The organism is Ralstonia sp. 1138, from assembly GCF_040544795.1.
GTDB lineage: Bacteria > Pseudomonadota > Gammaproteobacteria > Burkholderiales > Burkholderiaceae > Ralstonia > Ralstonia flatus.
In genome coordinates, this window is sequence record NZ_JBEPKQ010000004.1 from 450,804 (window position 1) to 469,065 (window position 18,262).

15 protein-coding genes and 3 tRNA genes are annotated in these 18,262 nt (G+C 64.9%); 8 read left to right on the top strand and 10 right to left on the bottom strand.

Translation table 11 applies throughout. The annotated features are described in order from the left end of the window. Positions 1–16 precede the first annotated feature (16 nt). Positions 17–745: a lipoprotein-releasing ABC transporter ATP-binding protein LolD gene (lolD, locus tag ABIC76_RS19705; RefSeq protein WP_316664572.1), complete on the bottom strand. Its 729-nt coding sequence runs from the start codon at positions 743–745 to the stop codon at positions 17–19. Next, the gene (locus ABIC76_RS19710; protein WP_027677717.1) at positions 738–1,988 is read right to left on the bottom strand and encodes a lipoprotein-releasing ABC transporter permease subunit; all 1,251 of its coding nucleotides are present in this window, start codon (positions 1,986–1,988) and stop codon (positions 738–740) included. The genes lolD and ABIC76_RS19710 overlap by 8 nt, the downstream gene beginning before the upstream one ends. A gap of 71 nt (positions 1,989–2,059) precedes the next feature. Between ABIC76_RS19710 and ABIC76_RS19715 the strand changes: the two genes are divergently transcribed. From ABIC76_RS19715 to ABIC76_RS19735, 5 genes are all read left to right on the top strand, one after another. Further along, positions 2,060–3,151 (top strand): hypothetical protein, encoded by a 1,092-nt coding sequence (locus ABIC76_RS19715; protein ID WP_354534970.1) that lies wholly within the window; start codon positions 2,060–2,062, stop codon positions 3,149–3,151. A 32-nt stretch (positions 3,152–3,183) separates the two neighbouring features. Further along, a complete protein-coding gene (recJ, locus tag ABIC76_RS19720) occupies positions 3,184–4,878 on the top strand; it encodes a single-stranded-DNA-specific exonuclease RecJ (RefSeq protein WP_354534971.1) in 1,695 nt (564 codons plus the stop codon). A gap of 178 nt (positions 4,879–5,056) precedes the next feature. Further along, positions 5,057–5,386, top strand: coding sequence for a ferredoxin FdxA (gene fdxA, locus ABIC76_RS19725; protein ID WP_009238498.1), 330 nt, complete (start codon positions 5,057–5,059; stop codon positions 5,384–5,386). A gap of 109 nt (positions 5,387–5,495) precedes the next feature. After that, positions 5,496–5,571: transfer RNA gene (locus tag ABIC76_RS19730), tRNA-Asn, on the top strand. A 79-nt stretch (positions 5,572–5,650) separates the two neighbouring features. Further along, positions 5,651–5,741 (top strand) — tRNA-Leu (locus ABIC76_RS19735). Positions 5,742–5,781: 40 nt separating this feature from the next. On the opposite strand, the gene ABIC76_RS19740 is transcribed toward ABIC76_RS19735, so the two are convergent. Continuing rightward, positions 5,782–6,516 carry a DUF899 domain-containing protein gene (locus ABIC76_RS19740; protein WP_354534972.1) on the bottom strand — a complete coding sequence of 245 codons (735 nt, stop codon included), beginning with the start codon at positions 6,514–6,516 and terminating at the stop codon, positions 5,782–5,784. A 147-nt stretch (positions 6,517–6,663) separates the two neighbouring features. After that, a complete protein-coding gene (locus tag ABIC76_RS19745) occupies positions 6,664–7,767 on the bottom strand; it encodes a YeiH family protein (protein WP_354534973.1) in 1,104 nt (367 codons plus the stop codon). A gap of 92 nt (positions 7,768–7,859) precedes the next feature. Between ABIC76_RS19745 and ABIC76_RS19750 the strand changes: the two genes are divergently transcribed. Then, positions 7,860–8,786 (top strand): LysR family transcriptional regulator, encoded by a 927-nt coding sequence (locus ABIC76_RS19750; protein WP_354534974.1) that lies wholly within the window; start codon positions 7,860–7,862, stop codon positions 8,784–8,786. A 39-nt stretch (positions 8,787–8,825) separates the two neighbouring features. After that, positions 8,826–8,901, top strand: a tRNA-Lys gene (locus ABIC76_RS19755). A 148-nt stretch (positions 8,902–9,049) separates the two neighbouring features. Here ABIC76_RS19755 and ABIC76_RS19760 read toward each other — a convergent pair. The 3 genes from ABIC76_RS19760 to leuC all read right to left on the bottom strand — a co-directional run bounded on the left by ABIC76_RS19760 (position 9,050) and on the right by leuC (position 12,548). Beyond that, on the bottom strand, positions 9,050–10,372 hold the full coding sequence (locus ABIC76_RS19760) for a 2-hydroxycarboxylate transporter family protein (protein WP_354534975.1): 1,323 nt from the start codon (positions 10,370–10,372) through the stop codon (positions 9,050–9,052). A 99-nt stretch (positions 10,373–10,471) separates the two neighbouring features. Beyond that, positions 10,472–11,134, bottom strand: coding sequence for a 3-isopropylmalate dehydratase small subunit (gene leuD / locus ABIC76_RS19765; protein ID WP_354534976.1), 663 nt, complete (start codon positions 11,132–11,134; stop codon positions 10,472–10,474). Beyond that, a complete protein-coding gene (leuC, locus tag ABIC76_RS19770) occupies positions 11,127–12,548 on the bottom strand; it encodes a 3-isopropylmalate dehydratase large subunit (RefSeq protein WP_354534977.1) in 1,422 nt (473 codons plus the stop codon). Before leuC ends, leuD begins: the two co-directional genes overlap by 8 nt. A gap of 132 nt (positions 12,549–12,680) precedes the next feature. Here leuC and ABIC76_RS19775 point away from each other — a divergent pair, with 132 nt between their 5' ends. Next, on the top strand, positions 12,681–13,595 hold the full coding sequence (locus ABIC76_RS19775) for a LysR family transcriptional regulator (protein ID WP_354534978.1): 915 nt from the start codon (positions 12,681–12,683) through the stop codon (positions 13,593–13,595). A gap of 15 nt (positions 13,596–13,610) precedes the next feature. On the opposite strand, the gene ABIC76_RS19780 is transcribed toward ABIC76_RS19775, so the two are convergent. From ABIC76_RS19780 to ABIC76_RS19790, 3 genes are all read right to left on the bottom strand, one after another. Continuing rightward, complete coding sequence (locus ABIC76_RS19780) at positions 13,611–14,546, bottom strand: aldose 1-epimerase (protein WP_354534979.1); 936 nt, start codon at positions 14,544–14,546, stop codon at positions 13,611–13,613. Further along, positions 14,546–15,754, bottom strand: coding sequence for a porin (locus tag ABIC76_RS19785; protein WP_354534980.1), 1,209 nt, complete (start codon positions 15,752–15,754; stop codon positions 14,546–14,548). Before ABIC76_RS19785 ends, ABIC76_RS19780 begins: the two co-directional genes overlap by 1 nt. 93 nt (positions 15,755–15,847) lie before the next feature. Continuing rightward, on the bottom strand, positions 15,848–18,259 hold the full coding sequence (locus ABIC76_RS19790; protein ID WP_354534981.1) for a glycoside hydrolase family 31 protein: 2,412 nt from the start codon (positions 18,257–18,259) through the stop codon (positions 15,848–15,850). Positions 18,260–18,262: the final 3 nt, after the last annotated feature.

Sequence of the window (18,262 nt, forward strand, 5' to 3'; positions counted from 1 at the left end):
CAGCATCGCGCGGCCATCAGCGCTCCTGGTGCAGATGGCCTTCACGCAGGCGGAAGATGCGGTCACAACGGCCGGCCAGCTCGATATCGTGCGTGACGATGACAAAGCTCGTGCCAAGCGTGCGCGTGAGTTCCAGCATCAGGTCAAACACCTCACCGGCGGTGTGATCGTCAAGGTTGCCGGTGGGCTCGTCAGCCAGCACGCAAGCCGGGGACCCGACCAAGGCACGCGCAATCGCCACGCGCTGCCGCTCGCCGCCGGACAGCTCGCCCGGACGGTGCGCCGTGCGCGGGCCCAGGCCCACGCGTTCGAGCATCGCCTGTGCGGTGTGACGCGCTTGCGCTTCTTCCACGCCGCGGATGCGTAGCGGCATCGCAACGTTGTCCAGCGCAGTGAATTCGGGCAGCAGATGGTGGAACTGATAGACGAAGCCGAGCGCCTGGTTGCGCAGCGTATTGCGCTCGCGCTCCTTCATGGCCGTGAACGGCTTGCCGAGCAGCGAAACGCGACCCGACGTCGGTTCATCCAGCCCGCCCAGCACATGCAGCAGCGTGCTTTTGCCCGAGCCCGACGCGCCGACGATGGCGACCTTCTCGCCTACGCCGATGCGGATGTCCACACCCTTGAGCACATCGACGTTCAGGCCGCCCTGGCGGAACGACTTGGACAGCCCTTCGGCTTGCACCACCACACCCTGCGGCGCCGCGGCCGGCGCTTCCATGGAAGTCATGACGGCCTCACTCATAGCGCAGTGCCTCCGCCGGATTCACGCGCGAGGCGTGCCAGCTCGGATACAGCGTCGCCACCGACGCAAGGATGAAGGAAATGACGCCAATGGTCGCAATGTCGTTCACGCGGGGGTCCGAGGGCAGTTCGCTGATGAAATAGATGTCACGCGGCAGGAATTGCACGTGGAAGAGACGTTCGATGAACGGCACGATCACGTCGATGTTGTAAGCGATGAGCGTACCGAAGCCAACACCCAGCAACGTGCCGATAAACCCGATCGCCACGCCCTGCACGATGAAGATCTTCATGATCGACGCCGGCTGTGCGCCCATGGTGCGCAGGATGGCGATGTCGGCCTGCTTGTCCGTCACCGTCATCACCAGCGTCGACACCAGGTTGAACGCCGCCACGGCGATGATCAACGTGAGGATGATGAACATCATCTTCTTCTCGGTCTTCACGGCGGCAAACCAGTTGCGGTTCTGACGCGACCAATCGCGGATATACAGCTCGCCGGACAGCGTGCGCGACAGGGCTTCGGCAACCTGCGGGGCGCGGTCCATGTCGACCAGCTTCAGGCGCACGCCGGTCGGGCCATCGAGGCGGAACAGGCGTTCGGCGTCTTCCATGTTGACCAGCGCCAGCGAGCTGTCGAACTCGTAGTGGCCCGATTCGAAGATGCCCGTCACCGTGAACTGCTTCAGCCGCGGCAACACGCCTGCCGGGGTGATGGTGCCCTGCGGCGCCACCAGCGTGACCTTGTCCCCCTGGTGCACGCCCAGGCCGTTGGCCAGCTGGCTCCCCAGGGCGATGCCGAATTCGCCGGGTTTCAGGTCGTCGATCGTGCCCGATTTGAAATCCTTGGCAATGTCCGACACCTTCGGCTCATCGGCGGGCGACACACCGCGCAGCAGCACGCCGCGCACCGCCTCGTCGCGCGTGATCATGGCCTGCGCGCCCACGTAGGGCGCCGCGCCGATGACTTCCTTGTTCTGCATCGCCTCATTGGCGGTACGCTGCCAGTCCGGCAGGCTGTTCGGGGCCATCACCTCGATATGCGCCAGCACCGACAGCATGCGGTCCCGCACTTCCTTCTGGAAGCCGTTCATGACCGAAAGCACGATGATCAACGCCGCCACCCCCAGCGCAATACCGAGCATGGAGATGAGCGAAATGAAAGAGATGAAGCTGTTGCGGCTGGCGCGCTTGCTTGCGCGCGTGTACCGCCAGCCGATCTGCCATTCGTATGGAAGTTTCAAAGGGGGTTCCCCGTGGGTGTGATTTGTCCGGCTCACTGGCCAACGAGCCGGAAGTTTACAATCTCGGAGCCATGATTCCTGAACTCACCCTGATTGTCCCGTTTTGCGCGCCCGCTGCCGAGGTGGCCGACGACGCTTACCGTCAATTGACCTTGCCGGGCCTGGAAAGGTTGCTCGCACGTGCGCGCGAGGCCGAGCGCGAGCGCCACGACGACGCCTACCTGCCCACGCTGCCGCACGAGCGCTGGCTGGCCAAGCACGCCGGGCTGCCCATTTCTCCGCTGCCATCGGCGCCGTACATGCGCCTCGCAGACGGTGGCACCGCCAACACGCGCACCTGGGCCTGCCTGCAGCCGGTCCACATTCACGCCGCCCGGGACCATCTGGTGATGCTCGACCCAGCGCAGCTCCGCCTGGAGGCCGGCGACGCCGACGCCCTGCGCGCCGCCATCGCCCCCCTGGTCGACGAGATGGGCATCACGCTCGAAGCCCCGCACGCCGCCCGCTGGTACGTCGCCGATTCGCCCTTTGGCGACCTCATTGCCGCCGCGCCGCAGCGGGCCACCGGCCACAACATCGACATCTGGATGCACAAGGGCGAGCAGGAGCGCGCCTGGCGCAAGTTCCAGAACGAGATCCAGATGACGTGGTACGACCATCCCGTCAATCAGGCACGCGAGGCGCGCGGCCTGCTGCCGGTCAACTCGGTCTGGCTATTCGGCCAGGGCGCGCTGGTTGACGCCCGCCCCATTGCCGAACGCATGATCGGCGCGGATCCGTTCTTCGCAGGCCTGTGCCACGCCGGCAACGCCACCGAGCTGTGCGCCGAAACCTTGGCCGCGGTGCCGTTCGACGACACAAGCGCCGCCGCGCTGCTGGGCGACGCCGGCAAGCCCTATCTTTCCGCCGACTGGTACGACTGGATCGAAACCCTGCGCGCCTACGATCGCGACTGGTTTTCCCCCGCCGCCGAGGCGTTGGCCGACGGCCGCATCGACGCCGTCTCGCTCGTGCTGACCGGTGACTCGCATTACGCCCACTACCGCGTCACCCGCCGCGAACTGGCCAATGGCCCGCTCGGGTGGCTGCGACGCTTGAGCCATCCACTGAGTCGCCCTCGCACCTTGCGCGACGCGCTGTCCCCGCTTTCCATGGCCGCTTGAGCCTGCCTGAGCCCGCCTGAGCCCGATTCCGCATGACCCGCATCGCTGTCCGTTCGCATTCCCCTGACGCCGCCACCACGTTGGCCGGCCACGGCATCCATCCCGTCCTCGCGCGCATACTCGCCGCCCGCGGCGTCGCGCGGCCCGACGAACTGTCGACCGAGCTGACCGACCTCCTGCCGCCCACGCAACTCAAGGGCATTGACGACGCGGCGCGCTACCTGGCCGACGCCATCGCGGCCAAGAAGCGCCTGCTCATCATTGCCGACTACGACTGCGACGGCGCCACCGCCTGCGCCGTGGGCGTGCGCGGCTTGCGCATGCTGGGCGCGCAGGTCAGCTACATCGTCCCGAACCGCTTCGAATACGGCTACGGCCTGTCGCCCGAAATCGTGGCACTCGCCGCGCGCGAGAAGCCGGACGTGCTGGTCACCGTCGACAACGGCATCGCCGACGTGGCGGGCGTGGCGGCCGCCAACGCGCTGGGTATCGACGTGGTCGTGACGGACCACCACATGCCCGGCGCGCAGTTGCCGGACGCGCGCGTGATCGTCAACCCGAACCAGCCGGGCTGCAACTTCCCGAGCAAGAATCTGGCGGGTGTCGGCGTGATGTTCTACGTCCTGCTGGCCCTGCGGGCGGAATTGCGCAAGCGCGGTGTGTTCACGCCGCAGGATCAGCCGCGCCTCGATGCGCTGCTCGACCTGGTGGCGCTCGGCACCGTGGCTGACGTGGTCAAGCTCGACGCCAACAACCGCCTGCTGGTCGCGCAGGGCCTCAAGCGCATGCGCGCCGGGCGGATGTGCCCGGGCATCGCCGCGTTATTCCGCGTGGCTGGCCGCGAGGCGCGTCGCGCGTCGACGTTCGATCTGGGCTTCGGCCTTGGCCCGCGCCTGAACGCCGCTGGGCGCCTGGCCGACATGTCGCTCGGCATCGAATGCCTGCTCACCGACGACTACGACCGCGCCATGTCCATCGCCGCAGAACTCGACGGCATGAACCGCGAGCGCCGGGAGATCGAAGCCGGCATGCAGCAGGAAGCGCTCGCCATCCTCGACAGCATGAACGCCATCGACGGCGCGGGCAGCCACACCATCGCGGTCTACAACGAGACGTGGCATCAGGGCGTGATTGGCATCGTCGCGTCGCGCATCAAGGACAAGTTCCACCGCCCGGTCTTCACCTTCGCGCCCGGCGACGATGGCGTCATCAAAGGCTCGGGCCGCTCGATTCCTGGCTTCCACCTGCGCGATGCGCTGGACGCCGTTCACAAGCGCAGCCCGGGGCTGATCGTCAAGTTTGGCGGCCATGCCATGGCGGCGGGACTCACGCTGCGCGAAGACGGCTTCGAGACATTCGTCGCCACCTTCGAGGCCGTCGGCCGCGAATGGCTGACCGAGGCCCTGCTCTCGCGCGTGCTCGAAACCGATGGCGAAGCCGACCCGGAATGCTTCACGCCGCAGTTCGTCGAGCTGCTCGAAACCCAGGTCTGGGGTCAGGGTTTTCCGGCGCCGAGCTTCTGCGGCGAGTTCGATGTGCTGTCGCAGGCGGTGCTGAAGGAAAAGCACCTCAAGCTCAAGCTGGGCCGGGGCAAGCAGCATTTCGATGCGATCTGGTTCAACCACGCGGAGCCGCTGGGCGCCTCCGCCTATGTGGCCTACCGGCTCGACAACAACACCTTCAACGGCATCACACGCGTGCAGATGGTGATCGAGCATGCGCAATAGAGGATTGGCCAAACCTTGCGCCTGCGCATAAACACATGCCAAAACTGTCTGACGGCACGCGGATGACGCGGCGGTCGGGCACGGCCGGTGCGTTACAATGCGGGATTGCCGGCATGGAAACGCACAAGCATCCGTGGCCGCGCGCCCCACGAATTCCTAGCATCAACTTCCAAGCGAAATGACTCACGTCGTTACCGAAAGCTGTGTCCGCTGCAAGTACACCGACTGCGTGGACGTCTGCCCCGTCGACTGCTTCCGCGAAGGCCCGAACTTCCTGACCATTGATCCGGATGAATGCATCGACTGCGCCGTCTGCGTGGCCGAGTGCCCGGTCAACGCCATCTACGCCGAAGAAGACGTGCCTGCCGATCAGCAGAAATGGATCGCTATCAATGCAGAGCTGGCGCAAGCCGGCTGGCCGTCCATCACCAAGACCAAGCAACCCTTGCCCGACGCCGACGACTGGAAGGACGTGAAGGACAAGGAGCAGTACCTCGACCGCGGCTGAACGCGTTGAGCGAACTTGCCCGACACAATTTTTGTCGAGCATCGCAAAAAAGGTGTTGACGGGCAGATCGGAAACTAGCTAGAATTCATTTCTTCGCTGCTACAGCGATTCCCCGATAGCTCAGTCGGTAGAGCGCCGGACTGTTAATCCGTAGGTCCCTGGTTCGAGCCCAGGTCGGGGAGCCAAAATAACAAAACGCCTCGCTTCGTGCGGGGCGTTTTCATTTGTGGCATCGGTGCGTGTATTGTCTGCATCGATCCTCATGCCCGGATGGTGAAATTGGTAGACACCGCGGACTTAAAATCCGCTGCGCCCTAATCGGCGCGTGCCGGTTCGATCCCGGCTCCGGGCACCAAACCCTCTCTTCGCTTCTTCCCCTCTTTCGCTCGAGTGCCTTACGTCGCGCAGCAGCCGTGCGCCTTCGGTGCGTCTTCATATTCGTCATGACGGCGCACCCATGACATCGGGCCGGTCTCGTTGCGGCCGAGCGGCGCGCGATCAAGCAGCAGCAGCGTGCCGACCATGTCTTCCAAGCCACGCGCATACGTCGAGTACGTGTGGAAAACATTGCCGGCCTCATCCTTGTAGAACGCGCTCATCCCAGGCAGTTCGTCGTGAGCCTCTTCGCGTGGCGTGGCCGTGTAGTTGTAGTCGACCGAGCCGCTTGCGAGTTCGTCCTGCGAGAAACTCACGCGATAGTCGTGATTGAACGTCGAGCCGAACGACGACACCCACGGGAATTGCCAGCCCATGCGTTTCTTGTACGCCGCGATCTTGTCCATCGGCGCGCGGGAGACTGCGACGAATGTCACGTCATGGTGGTTCAGATGCGTGAGCATTCCGCCAATATGATCGGACAGGAAAGAGCACCCAGGGCAGCCCGCATCCCAATCGGGACCGAGCATGAAGTGATAGACCATCAGCTGGCTGCGGCCGTCGAACAGCTCGCCGAGCGTCTTCCTGCCTTCCGGCGACGCGAACACGTATTCCGTATCGACCTGGACCCACGGCAGCGCCTGACGCTCGGCATTGATGGCGTCGCGCAAATGGATGGCCTCTTTCTCGCGGGCCAGCAGCGCCCGGCGTTGGATGAGCCATTCATCTCTTGAGACTACGGGATGCGCTTGCATGGTCGCCCCTTTGCCGAAGACACAGGACTTCATACTAGGCGGCCGCGCACGAATGAAAAGCCGCAGCGCACAAGTCGGCAATCGGATGCGACTTGCACGCCATGGAGGCGAACTTGCCGCCCCCCGCTCACCGCTTCGGAGGCCTGATCAACCTACCAGCCAACGCACGCCCACATTGATGAGCGCGCCGCCGCCCACCAGACCGATCCACAACACCGCAGCGCACAGCAGCGGACGCACACCGGACTTCAGCAGCATCGGTACATGCGTTTGCGTGCCGATGGCAAACATCGCGCAGGCCAGCATGGCGGTGTCGATGGCGTCGATGGGGGCGTGCCATGCAGCGGGGATCGCACCAGCGGAATTCAGCAGCGTCACGATCAGCAAGCCCACCGCAAACCAGGGCATCGCCTTCCAGGCATGGCCGGCGGCCTTGCGAAGCGCACTCTCGGAAGGCGCCGAAGCGGAAGCCGGCCCTTCAGCGGGCGTCGTGCACGCCAGCACCACCAGCAGCGGAGCCAGCGCCAGCACGCGCACCATCTTGCTGACCACGGCCGCGTTGGTGGCGTCGTCGCCCAACGGACGCGCAGCGGCAATCACCTGCGCGACCTCGTGCATCGTCGAACCGATGTAGACGCCGAAGTGCTCCGGCGAGACCGTCCCGCCGGCATGCGCGACCAGCGCGTACAGCCACGGATACAGAAAGATGCCGACGGTGCCGAACAGGACGACGCTGGCGATCGCTACGGCCGTCTCACGCGGCGACGCCTTCACCGCTGGCGCAACGGCCAGCACGGCCGCAGCCCCGCACACCGCACTACCCGCCGCCACCAGTACGGCTTGCGAACGCGTGAGGCGAAACCAGCGCGTGCCGATCCACGTACCGGCGAGCATCGTCGCGGCCAATACCACCAAGGGAATCGCCACGCCCGACGTACCCAGATCCTGGATCTGCGCAAGCGTCAGCCGGGCGCCGTAGAGAATCACGCCGGCCCGCAGCAGCGTATGGCGCGCAAACTGGATCGCCGCCGGGGTCAGCCAACGTTGATGCCCCGGCACATGGCCCACGGCCATGCCGAGCAGGATGGCAAGCGTCAACGCGCTCAGCCCCAGATGCGCCGCCCACGGCATGGCCCCAAGGGCTACAGCCACGCCTGCACAGGCGAACAACATCGTCACGCTGGCAAGCGTCCGCCCATCGAACCCCGCCGCCATGCTCGAGGGTGCCAGCTGTTTCTGCGCAATCGTCATCACATCCGCCTTGCTTATTCGATATGCGCATAACGATATGCGGACCGTGATAACATGTAAAACAGGTAATTTTCGTAATTCCAACCACTTTTATGGATAACAAAGCGCCTCGCGTCACATTGCGGCAATGGGCCGTCTTTGCCGCCATCGCGCAGAGTGAGACGACCACCGCTGCCGGCGAAGTCCTTGGCCTGTCGCAATCCGCTGTCAGCGCGGCGCTGGCCGAGCTGGAATCCACGCTCGGGCATCCACTGTTTGACCGGCATGCGCGGCGCCTGCACCTGAATGCGCTGGGCCGGCAACTTCTGCCGCAAGCACAGGCGCTGCTCGACCACGCCGATGCGCTGGAACACGCGACCGCCCAGCCCAACGTGCGCCTGAAGGTGGCCGCCAGCAGCACGATCGGCAACTATGTGCTGCCGGCCCTGCTCGCTGGCTTCCGGCATGAGATCGCACCCAATAGCCAGCTCGACGTGCTGATCGGCAATACGCAGGACGTGGTCGATGCCGTGCAGCGTTTCGAGGTCGACATCGGCCTGATCGAAGGCACGTGCCGCGGCGAGGCATTAGAGATCGAAACGTGGATCGACGATGAGATGGTGATCGTGGCCGCGCCGGGGCACCCGCTCGCTCAAGGGACGGAGCCTGTCTCACACGCAGCGCTGCGCGAAGCGGCCTGGCTGATGCGCGAACCCGGCTCCGGCACGCGCGAACTGGTCGATAGCCGCATCGCTTCGGTGGTCGGGCCGCTGCACGTGGCGCTCGAACTCGGGCACTCTGAAGCCATCCAGCGCACGGTGGCTGCCGGCTACGGCATTAGCTGCCTGTCGCGCCACGTGGTGGCCGACGCGTTGCGTGACGGCCGCCTGGTCGAGGTGAACAGCGGCCTGCCGCGCATCGCCCGACCGCTGCTGATCGTGCGCCATCGGGACAAGCATCCGACGCACGGGCTCACGCAATTCATCAACGTGCTACGCAGTCACAGCGCCGACTCGAAAAAAATTCGCGCAAAGGACTAGCGCGATCCAAAAAAGGTTGATATAGTCTCATTTCTTCGCGGGGCGTTAGCTCAGTTGGTAGAGCAGCGGACTCTTAATCCGTAGGTCGAGTGTTCGAGTCACTCACGCCCCACCAGAATATGGAAGGCCCGACAGGCAACTGTCGGGCCTTTTTCATTTGCGCAATTTGCGATGCGCTTGCGCCGCGGTGCGCAGACAACAAAACGGCCGACACGCTGCGCGCCGGCCGCTCATTCTTCAGACTTACCCTCGCCTTTTTTTGCTCAGTGCAGCAACTTGAGCAGAATCGTCGCGGCCACGACCATCGCAGCCCCGCCAATGCGCGTCGAGATCTGCGCGAACGGCATTAGCCCCATGCGATTCGACGCCGACAGAATCGCCACATCGCCCGTGCCGCCCAACCCGCTGTGGCACGCCGTCACGATGCCCGACTCCACCGGATACATCCCCAGCCACTTGCCGACGAAGAAACCTGACGCCACCAGCGCCAGCACCGTCACCGCGCAGATCGCGAAATAGCCTGGCGTGAAGGCAGCCATCAGCTCTTTCCACGAGACGAACAACGCGCCAAGACCGACGAGGATCGCGAACGTCAGATTGGTGGAGACGAACTTGTACATCTGGTAAGCGCCCAGCTCCATGTTCTGCGGGAGCACCTTCGACACCTTCAGCAGCGCGGCACTGACGATCATGAGAATCGGGCCCGGAATGCCGGTGAAGCGCGACAGCAGCGCGCCGAAGATGAAGAACGCACAGCTGATCAACAGGCCAGCGCCCATCAGGCCCAGATTGAGCGGCGCGTCGGTGCGATCGTTGGCCAGCAGATCGGTGTCGTTGCCGGATTTGACGAGATCGCCATGGCCGGTCAGGTGCGGCCGCTTCTCACCCAGCGACTTGAGCACGCCGCTCGACAGGATGGCGACAACGTTGCCCAGCAGCGCCGCCGGCACAAGCATCGCTATCAGCTCTGCCTGCGGCCGCCCAAGGATTTCGGAATACCCGATCGACAGCGGCAGGATGCCCTCGCCAATGCCGCCCCCGACGATCGGGATGACGATGAAGAAGAACGTGTGCTTGGGGTCGTAGCCGAAGAACAGCCCGACCGTCACGCCCGCCACGATGGCCGCCAGCGTCCCGATCAAGAGCGGAATGAACATCCGCATGAAGCCCTGCACCAGCACGCGATGGCTCATCCCCAGGATGCTGCCCGCCACGAGGCACGCGATATACAGATATTGCAGGTTGGCCGTCTTCATCGTGGTCGTGAGCGCCTTCAGCATCTCGGGGTCGATCACCTTGTAGCCGACCAACGCCGACGGCACGAACAGACAAAGAATGGCTGCCCCGCCAATGTGCTTGAACACCGGCAGCCGGGCACCGATTTCGCCCAGCAGGAAACCGAGCAGCATCAGCACGACCAAACCGCCGATCATGTCGTTGGGCAACTTCTTGTTGAACGCTGCGAGCAGCGTGATGGCGGCAATCGCGGCGTACACGGGAAGAGGCAGCGGCCCGATCCTGTAGTGGATAAGCATGCGCCCAAGGCCAACGCGTGTGTCTTCCTGCGCCCGAATGGATGCTTCCATGATGGTCTCCTGATCAGCCGCGCGGCGCGCCTCGTCTTCATGCGAGGTGGACAAGCGCCGGCGTCGCTGTGTGAGGTTGCGAAAACGTCTTGGGAAAATTCAGAGGCTGCTGACCGGCGCCATTGCCGCCAGACGTGCGCGGGTGGTAGCCGCGACGTCGCGCAGCCACGGGCGCGTCTTCCAATGCGCCTGCTGGAAAGCGTCGATGTCCCTCCAGCGTGCGAGCGTCGCGCCGATCATGTCGAGCCCGTGCAGGAACATGTGGCGGTGGCGTTCGGACAGCGTGAACGACGCCTCCACGCTATGGGTGCGCACGGTCATCGATTCCACGTCGATGGCGATGCGGCTCGTGGCCGGGTCCGACACGTCGGCCAGGATGCGTTCCACCGTCGCCTCGTCAAGCATCACGAGCAGCAGGCGGTTGTTCATAGCATTGCTGTAGAAGATTTCGCCAAAGCTGGGCGCGATGACGGCGCGGATGCCGAATTGCTGCAGCCCCCACACCGCGTGCTCACGACTGGAACCACACCCGAAGTTGCTGCCGCCGACGAGGATGGACGTGCCCTGATACGCCGGCTGGTTGAGGACGCAATCGCTGCGCAACTGGTGATCGGCGTCGTAGCGCAGGTCGTAGAGCAGGCCCTTGTCGAGCCCCGATTTGTCGATGCCGCGCAGGAACTGCTTGGGCATGATCTGATCGGTGTCGAGGTTGGGCGTGGGCAGCGGTGCGGCCGTGCCTTCGATGCGTTTGGTGTCAGACATGGGCAGCCTCCGCTTGCGCCGGTTGCGATTGCAGTTGACGGACGTCGGTGATGCGACCGGTGATGGCAGCGGCCGCCGCCATGGCCGGGCTCATCAGATGCGTGATGCCGCCCCGCCCCTGACGCCCTTCAAAGTTGCGATTCGTGGTCGAGGCGCAGCGCTCGCCTGGAGCGAGAACGTCGTCGTTCATGGCAAGGCACATCGAGCAGCCCGGCTGGCGCCATTCAAAGCCGCTGGCGATCAGGATGTCGGCAATCCCCTCTTGCTCGGCCTGCACACGCACGGCGCCAGAACCCGGCACGACCATGGCGCGCACGCCCTGCGCCACCTTGCGGCCCTTGACGATGCCGGCCACGGCGCGCAGGTCTTCGATGCGCGCGTTCGTGCACGAGCCGATGAACACGCGCTGCACGGGCACGCCCTCGATGGCGGCGCCGGCCTGCAGGCCCGTATAGCGCAATGCCCGGGCCGACGCGTCCTCGGCGGCCTCGGGCTGCGGAATCTTTCCTGTGATGGGAATCGCCTGATCGGGGCTGGTGCCCCATGTCACGTATGGGGCAACGTCGCGCGCGTCAAAGGCGTGCTCGACGTCAAAATGCGCGTCCGCATCGCTGGACAACTGCCGCCAATCCGCCAGCGCGGCGCTTACATGGGTATGCGCCACGTCGCGCGCATGTTCGAGCACGTAGCGCGTGGCCTTGGCGTCGGGCGCAATCAGTGCGCCGCGTGCACCGGCCTCGACGGCCATGTTGCAGAGGGTCATGCGCGCCTCCATCGAAAGCGCGGCAATGGCACTGCCCGTGAACTCGACCACGTAGCCGCGCGCGCCCTGTGCGCCGATGCGGCTGATGATGTGCAGGATCAGGTCTTTTGCCGTGGTGCCGATGGGCAGTTCGCCTTCTACACGGATGCGCATGTCCTGCGCCAGCCGGTAGACCAGCGTCTGTGTGGCCAGCACGTGCTCGACCTCCGACGTGCCGATGCCAAAGCCGAGCGCACCGAACGCGCCGTAGGTCGTTGTGTGGCTGTCTCCGCAAAGCACCACCATGCCCGGGCGGATCATGCCCAACTCGGGCGCAATCACATGCTCGATGCCCTGCAACGCATCGTTGGTGTCGAACAGGACGATGCCGTGTTCGCGGCAGTTCTTTGCCAGGTTGGACGCCTGCAGTGCCGACGCTGGGTCCCGGATGACCCGCACGCGCACCGGGTGCGTGGGGATGATGTGATCGACCACGGCCATGTGCTGGCCCAGCACGGCCACCGTGCGGCCCGCTTCCGCCAAGCCGGCGAAGGCCTGCGGGCTGGTGTACTCGTTCATGATGTGCAGGTCTGCGTAAAGCAGCACGTTCTGCGCATCGAGCTGCGCAACGGTGTGCGATTCGACCAGCTTCTGATACAGCGTCTTCGCCATGCTTCCTCCCATTCGCGTGGCCGGCCCGCCTGACTGAAGGCGGCCCCCACCACTGGCGAGACGAAGTGTAGACATGCAGAACGGTTTTATAATTGGTGCGGAAATTTATCTATTCTTCATTTCATTTGAATAATGGATCGCGTATCGGATCTGGAGTTTTTCACCCAGCTCGTCAAGCAGGGTTCGCTGGCCGCGCTGGCGCGCGAGCTTGGCGTGACGCCGCCGGCCATCACCGCGCGCCTGGCGCAGCTGGAGAAGCGGCTTGGCGTGCGGCTGCTGAACCGCACCACGCGGCGGCTGAGCGTCACCCACGAAGGTGAAATCTATCTGGCGACCGGCGCACGCCTGCTCGAAGAGCTGCAGGAGCTGGAGCAGATGGTCTCCAGCAGCCGGGGCACGCCCAAGGGTCTGCTGCGCATCAACGCCACCTTCGGCTTTGGGCGGCGGCACGTGGCGCCGGCCATTGTGGAATTCGCGCGGCGGTATCCGGAGGTGGAGGTGCAGCTTGAACTGACCGACCGCTCCGTCAATCTGGCCGACAAGGCGTTCGACATCGGCATCTGGTTCGGCACGGTGCCGGATTCACGCATGGTCGCGCGCAAGATCGTGAACAACAAACGCATGCTGTGCGCCTCGCCCGATTACCTGGAGCGTGCCGGCATGCCACAGGTGCCGCGCGATCTGCAGTCGCATCAGTGCATCGTGCTGCGCGAAAGCGACGCGGCTTACGGCACGTGGTACCTCACGCGCGGCGCTCGACAGGAAACCATCAAGGTGCGCGGCGTGCTCAGCACGAACGACGGCGAAACCGGCGTGCTGTGGGCGCTGGCCGGCTACGGCATCCTGATGCGATCGGAATGGGACATCCACGAACACGTGCGCGCCGGCCGGCTCGTGCCGGTCTTGGGGGACTGGGCACTGCCCGTGGCGGACATCTTTGCGGTGTATCCGGAACGCGCCAACCTGTCGGCGAAGGTCAGCGCGTTTATCGACTTCCTGACGGACTGGTTCGGCAAGGAAGCCGCGTGGGTGGACGCACGCCGGTAACGCGGCGCGGCATTTTCAGGCCGTTGTTTCGATGCGCAGTTGCATGCGCATGCGCAACGTCTCGCCAGGTGCCAAAGCGCACAGGCCGGTGCCCTTCCACCCCTGCGCCGCCAGATTGATCGCATCGGCCACGTGCGAAATCGGCTCCAGGCAGAAATACGGCTGCCTGTGCGGCGCGTGGAGGATGAAGTGGTCGAGCGGGTCATCGGCGCTCAGGGTGAGCACGCCGTCCGCGCGGGACACGACGGCACGTTGCTGCCATTCGCTGTAGTAGACGCTGAGCGCCGCATCGGGCAACGCGCGCGCCTGGCGGAAATCTTCCCGCGGCGTGATCGGCTCGCGGCGGACGGCAACCTCGCCCGCATCGGTTGGCCACATCATCGCAGCATCGAACTGCACGCGCGTATCGGCCGTGCGCACGAAATATGGATGGAAGCCGCCGCCGGCCGGCATGCTGCTGTCGCCATCGTTGCGCAGCGTCATGACGGCATCCAGCCCGGATTCAGTCAGCACCAGCGTTTGCGTCGCGGTGAATGGCCAGGGCCAGTTGTCTGCCTCGGGCACATAGCGCAAGCCGAGTTCGGTCGACGACGCTGTCACCCGCTCCACCGTCCAGGCACGCGCATGCGCCAGTCCGTGCATGGCGTGGGCCTGGCCGGGATGCGGCGCGAGACGGATCGCGCGGCCGCCCCATTCAAATCGCCCATCGCGGATGCGGTTGGAGAACGGCAGCAGCGGATAGCATCCGGCCTTGGGCCATGCCAGCCCCTCGAAGCCGTCGCGCAGGGACTCGGCGGACATCGGCGCCAACCAGTCGACACGCTGGCCGCCCTCGCCGGCCGACGCCAGCGAGGCAATGCGGCCACCGGCTGCCGGCGCGACGACCATCGTCAACGCGCCGGCCTGCAGCGTATGCACTGGGCCGGGCGCAAGCCAAGTCTGGCTATGCATCAGAACGAATGCCGAATGCCGACCATGCCCACAAACTGGCTGCGTCCATTCGACGGCGTACCGTTCTGCGAATCGCCCACCGACGCCACCGCATCGACGATGGAGGTGCTCGTCCCGGAAGCGCGCAGCGTCTGGCCATTGGCGCGCTGATACGCCTGGATGGCGTAGAACGCGGTGCGCTTGGACAGCGAATACAGCTGCTCCATCGAGAACTGGTTGTACTTGGCCGGCGAGCTGATGCCGTTGCGCGCCTTCTCGGCCGTGTAGCTGTAGCCGAAGGCGAGCCGCAATGCCGGCGTCAGATCGTAGGTGGCAATGGCGCCCACGGTGTTGAACGTGGCCGATTGCGTGAACAGCGACAGCGCGCCCGGCTTGTACTGCACGTTCGAGTAGTTCAAGCCGACCATCAGCTTGCCGAACGTATAGCGCGCGGCCGTGGCAATGAGCTGCGCGGAGTCTGCCGTGGCATAGCCGGCGTTGACCGGCGAATTGTTGGCGAACGTCCCGACGTTGCTGAAGTTGCCGGCCGTCGTGCCGCTCGACACGTTCTTCAGGCGCGTATAGCCGACGCCCCACGAGAACGCCTGGTAGTCATAGCGCAGTGCGGTGCTCACGCTGCTGCCGCTCGAAACGCTGCCGGCCTGCTCGCCAAAGCCGTATTGCACGCCCGCTTGCAGACCGCCCCACACCGGCGTGCTGTAGGTGATGGAATTGTTGAAGCGCAGCGTGGTGTCCAGCGCGTCCACATCGCCGGGGTGTGCACCGGTGGCACCCGTCAGCACGTTCGTCGGGCCCAGCGAGGCGACGTACTGGAAGTACGGCGTGTACGCACGGCCCAGCGTGACCTGGCCATAGTTCGTGTTGCTCAGGCCGACATAGGCCTGACGGTTGAAGATGACCCCGGCTTGGGCTTGTTGACCCGTGTCGGCGTTGAAGCCGCTCTCCAACCGGAACAGCGCCGTGTTGCCGCCGCCCAGATCTTCCGTGCCGTACAGGCCGAACTTGCTGGCCAGCAAGGCGCCCGAGTTGATGTAGGCGTTGGAATGCCCGCCCTGGTTGCTCGAATAGGCAAAGGCGTTGTCGACCACGCCATACAGCGTGACCGACGTTTGCGCTGCGGCATGCATCGACACGCCCGCGCAGAGCAGCGCTGCCGATGCGTAGACCGGGCGGATCGAAAGGGAACGTTTGGGTCGTGTGGTTTTCATCGTTGTTAGCTCGGAAATCTCCTGCACCAAGGGAACACTGCGCATCACCGTGCCTCTGCGGACCCGATCGTGATGCGCAGCGAGAATGCGGCACTAGGCCAGCAATTGCAACGTCAGGCGGCGCCAGCCACCCACAACAACGGTTTCCAGCACGCGGGCATGCGGCGTCTGCACCTGCCGCACGTCACCGGCGGGCAAGTGAATCTCCACCGCGTCGGCCGGCGTCGGCATCTTGCCCTCGCGCGATACGTGTAGCGTGATGGATTGCGCGTCTGACACCGCGCGCACGCTCCAACGGCCCTGCTCGCCGTCGCGCCACGCTTCGGTTTCGCCGTCGTCTTCAACACTGCCGCCAACGGCCTCGCCAACGCCCTGCATGGGCACGAAAAGGAAGCCTCGTCGATCGGCGCGCTGGTCGAAATGCTGTTCCGCCACGTTCAGCGCGATCACGCCGCCTTCGCGAATCAGCATGACGGGTTGGTCCCACGGCGAAGGCAGCGTGACGGTCTGTCCGCCCTCGAACGCCTCGCCGCTCCAGTACGAAACCCAGCGCGCGCCAGCCGGCAGATAGACGATGCGCTCGGTCTGCCCCTCGTCCACCGTCGGCGCCACCAGCAGCGACGCGCCGATCATCATGTCGTCGCACTCGGCGTAGCAGCGGCGGTCGTTCGGGAACTCGGCAAACGTCGGGCGCAGCACAGGCTCGTAGGCCTGCGTGGATTGCCACAGCAGTTCGTACAGATACGGAATCAGCCGATAGCGCAGCTTGATCAGCGAGGCGATTTGCGCGGTGACCTGCGGATACATCCATGGCTCGTTGACGGTCTTGTCGTCGTTCCACGAGTGGATGGAGAAGCGCGGCAGGAACACGCCAAACGCCACCCAGCGCACCAGCAGCTCGGGCGACGGCGCCGGGCCCGCAAACCCGCCGATGTCGTGGCCGATGTTCGAGACGCCCGAGAGCGCCAGCCCCAAACCCATCTTCAGGTTGTAGCGCAGCGTTTCCCACGACGTGTAGTTGTCGCCGGACCAGGTCTGCACGTAGCGCTGCATGCCGACACCGCCTGAGCGCGACACCAGGAACGGCCGGCGCTGCAGCGCAAATTCGAGCTGCGCTTCGCGCGAGGCGCGCATCATCAGCATGGTGTGCAGCACCTTGGCTTCGCGGATGGGCGCCTTCTTGCCGAACCCGTGAGCGAAAGCGTCCGGCGTCCAGACTTCGAATTCGTTGTTGTCGTTCCAGGTGGACGCCATGCCGTATTCGAGCAGCGCGCTCTTGACGTTGGCCTTCCACCAGTCGAGCGTTTTCGGGTTGGTGAAGTCGAGATACGCGCCAACTTCATCCCAGAATTGCACCCACGCCGGCTCGCCGTTTGCGTCGCAAATCAGCAAGCCGGCTTCTCTCGCTTCCTCAAACTTCGGGTGATCGCGCAGCAGGCACGGCTTGATGTTCGGGCACAGGCGAATGCCCGCGTCCAGATAGCTCTGGACGAAGCCGCGCGCATCCGGGAATTTGTCGGTGTTCCAGTTGAAGACGTAGCGCTTCGGCCCGATCGACGTATAGCCCGACGACAGATGAAACGAGTCGCAGAGGATGTCGTGCTCACGACATCCCTTGATGAACTCGGCCATCTGTTCCTGCGCGTTGGGCGCGTCGGTGTACGTCATCGTCGAGCCGGAATAACCGAGGCCCCATTTCGGCATCCACGCGGGGCGGCCAGTCATCCACGTAAAGCGGCGCGTGGCGTCGAGCGGCGTGTCGGGCGAGGCGATGAAGTAGTAGTCGAGATCGCCATGCGGCGCGACAAAGTAGCGATAGAGGCCGTGATAGTTGTCCAGCTCGCGGCCCATGTCGAAGCTGCAATCGGACAGCGTGTCGTAGAACAGCCCGAAGCCGGTGCGGTTTTCCGGCTGCCACGTCACGTAGAACGGGATGTGCTTGTACAGCGGATCGGTCGTGCGGGCGCTGTAGCCCATCGCGTCGATGTTGCGCATCTCATAACGCTGGTGCGCACGGTTCATGTCGCCGGCGCGCTCGCCCAGGCCGAAGTACATCTCGCCGGGTTCGCGCCGCACGTAGTGGTAGACCTGCTCGTCCCAATAGCCGAAGTTGTAGGCCTGCGTGGGGCGATCGTTCAGCACGGTCTGCCACCCGCCAGCCCCGCGGATCTGCCATGTGCAGAAGCCGCCCGCCAGGGCGACGCTCAGGCGAATCTTGCTGGTTTCCACGCGCAGCGTGTCGGCATCGCTGTGCAGCGCAAATGCGGGCAGCGCGAAGCCGCTCAGGTCGCGGCGGTCACGCCCTTCGAGCGGCGTGTCGTCACCGCCGGGGGCGATCGACCACGTGGCCGGGCCGCGCAGGTCGCCCTGCGGCAGCACGAGCACGCGGATGATGTCTTCTTCCAGCACGAAGAGTTCAATCGCAGCGCCGGCGCTGCTGGCCAGCCGCAGCCGGTTGCCTTCATGCGCCTGGACTTCGAATCGGGGGGGATTCAACATGGACATCGG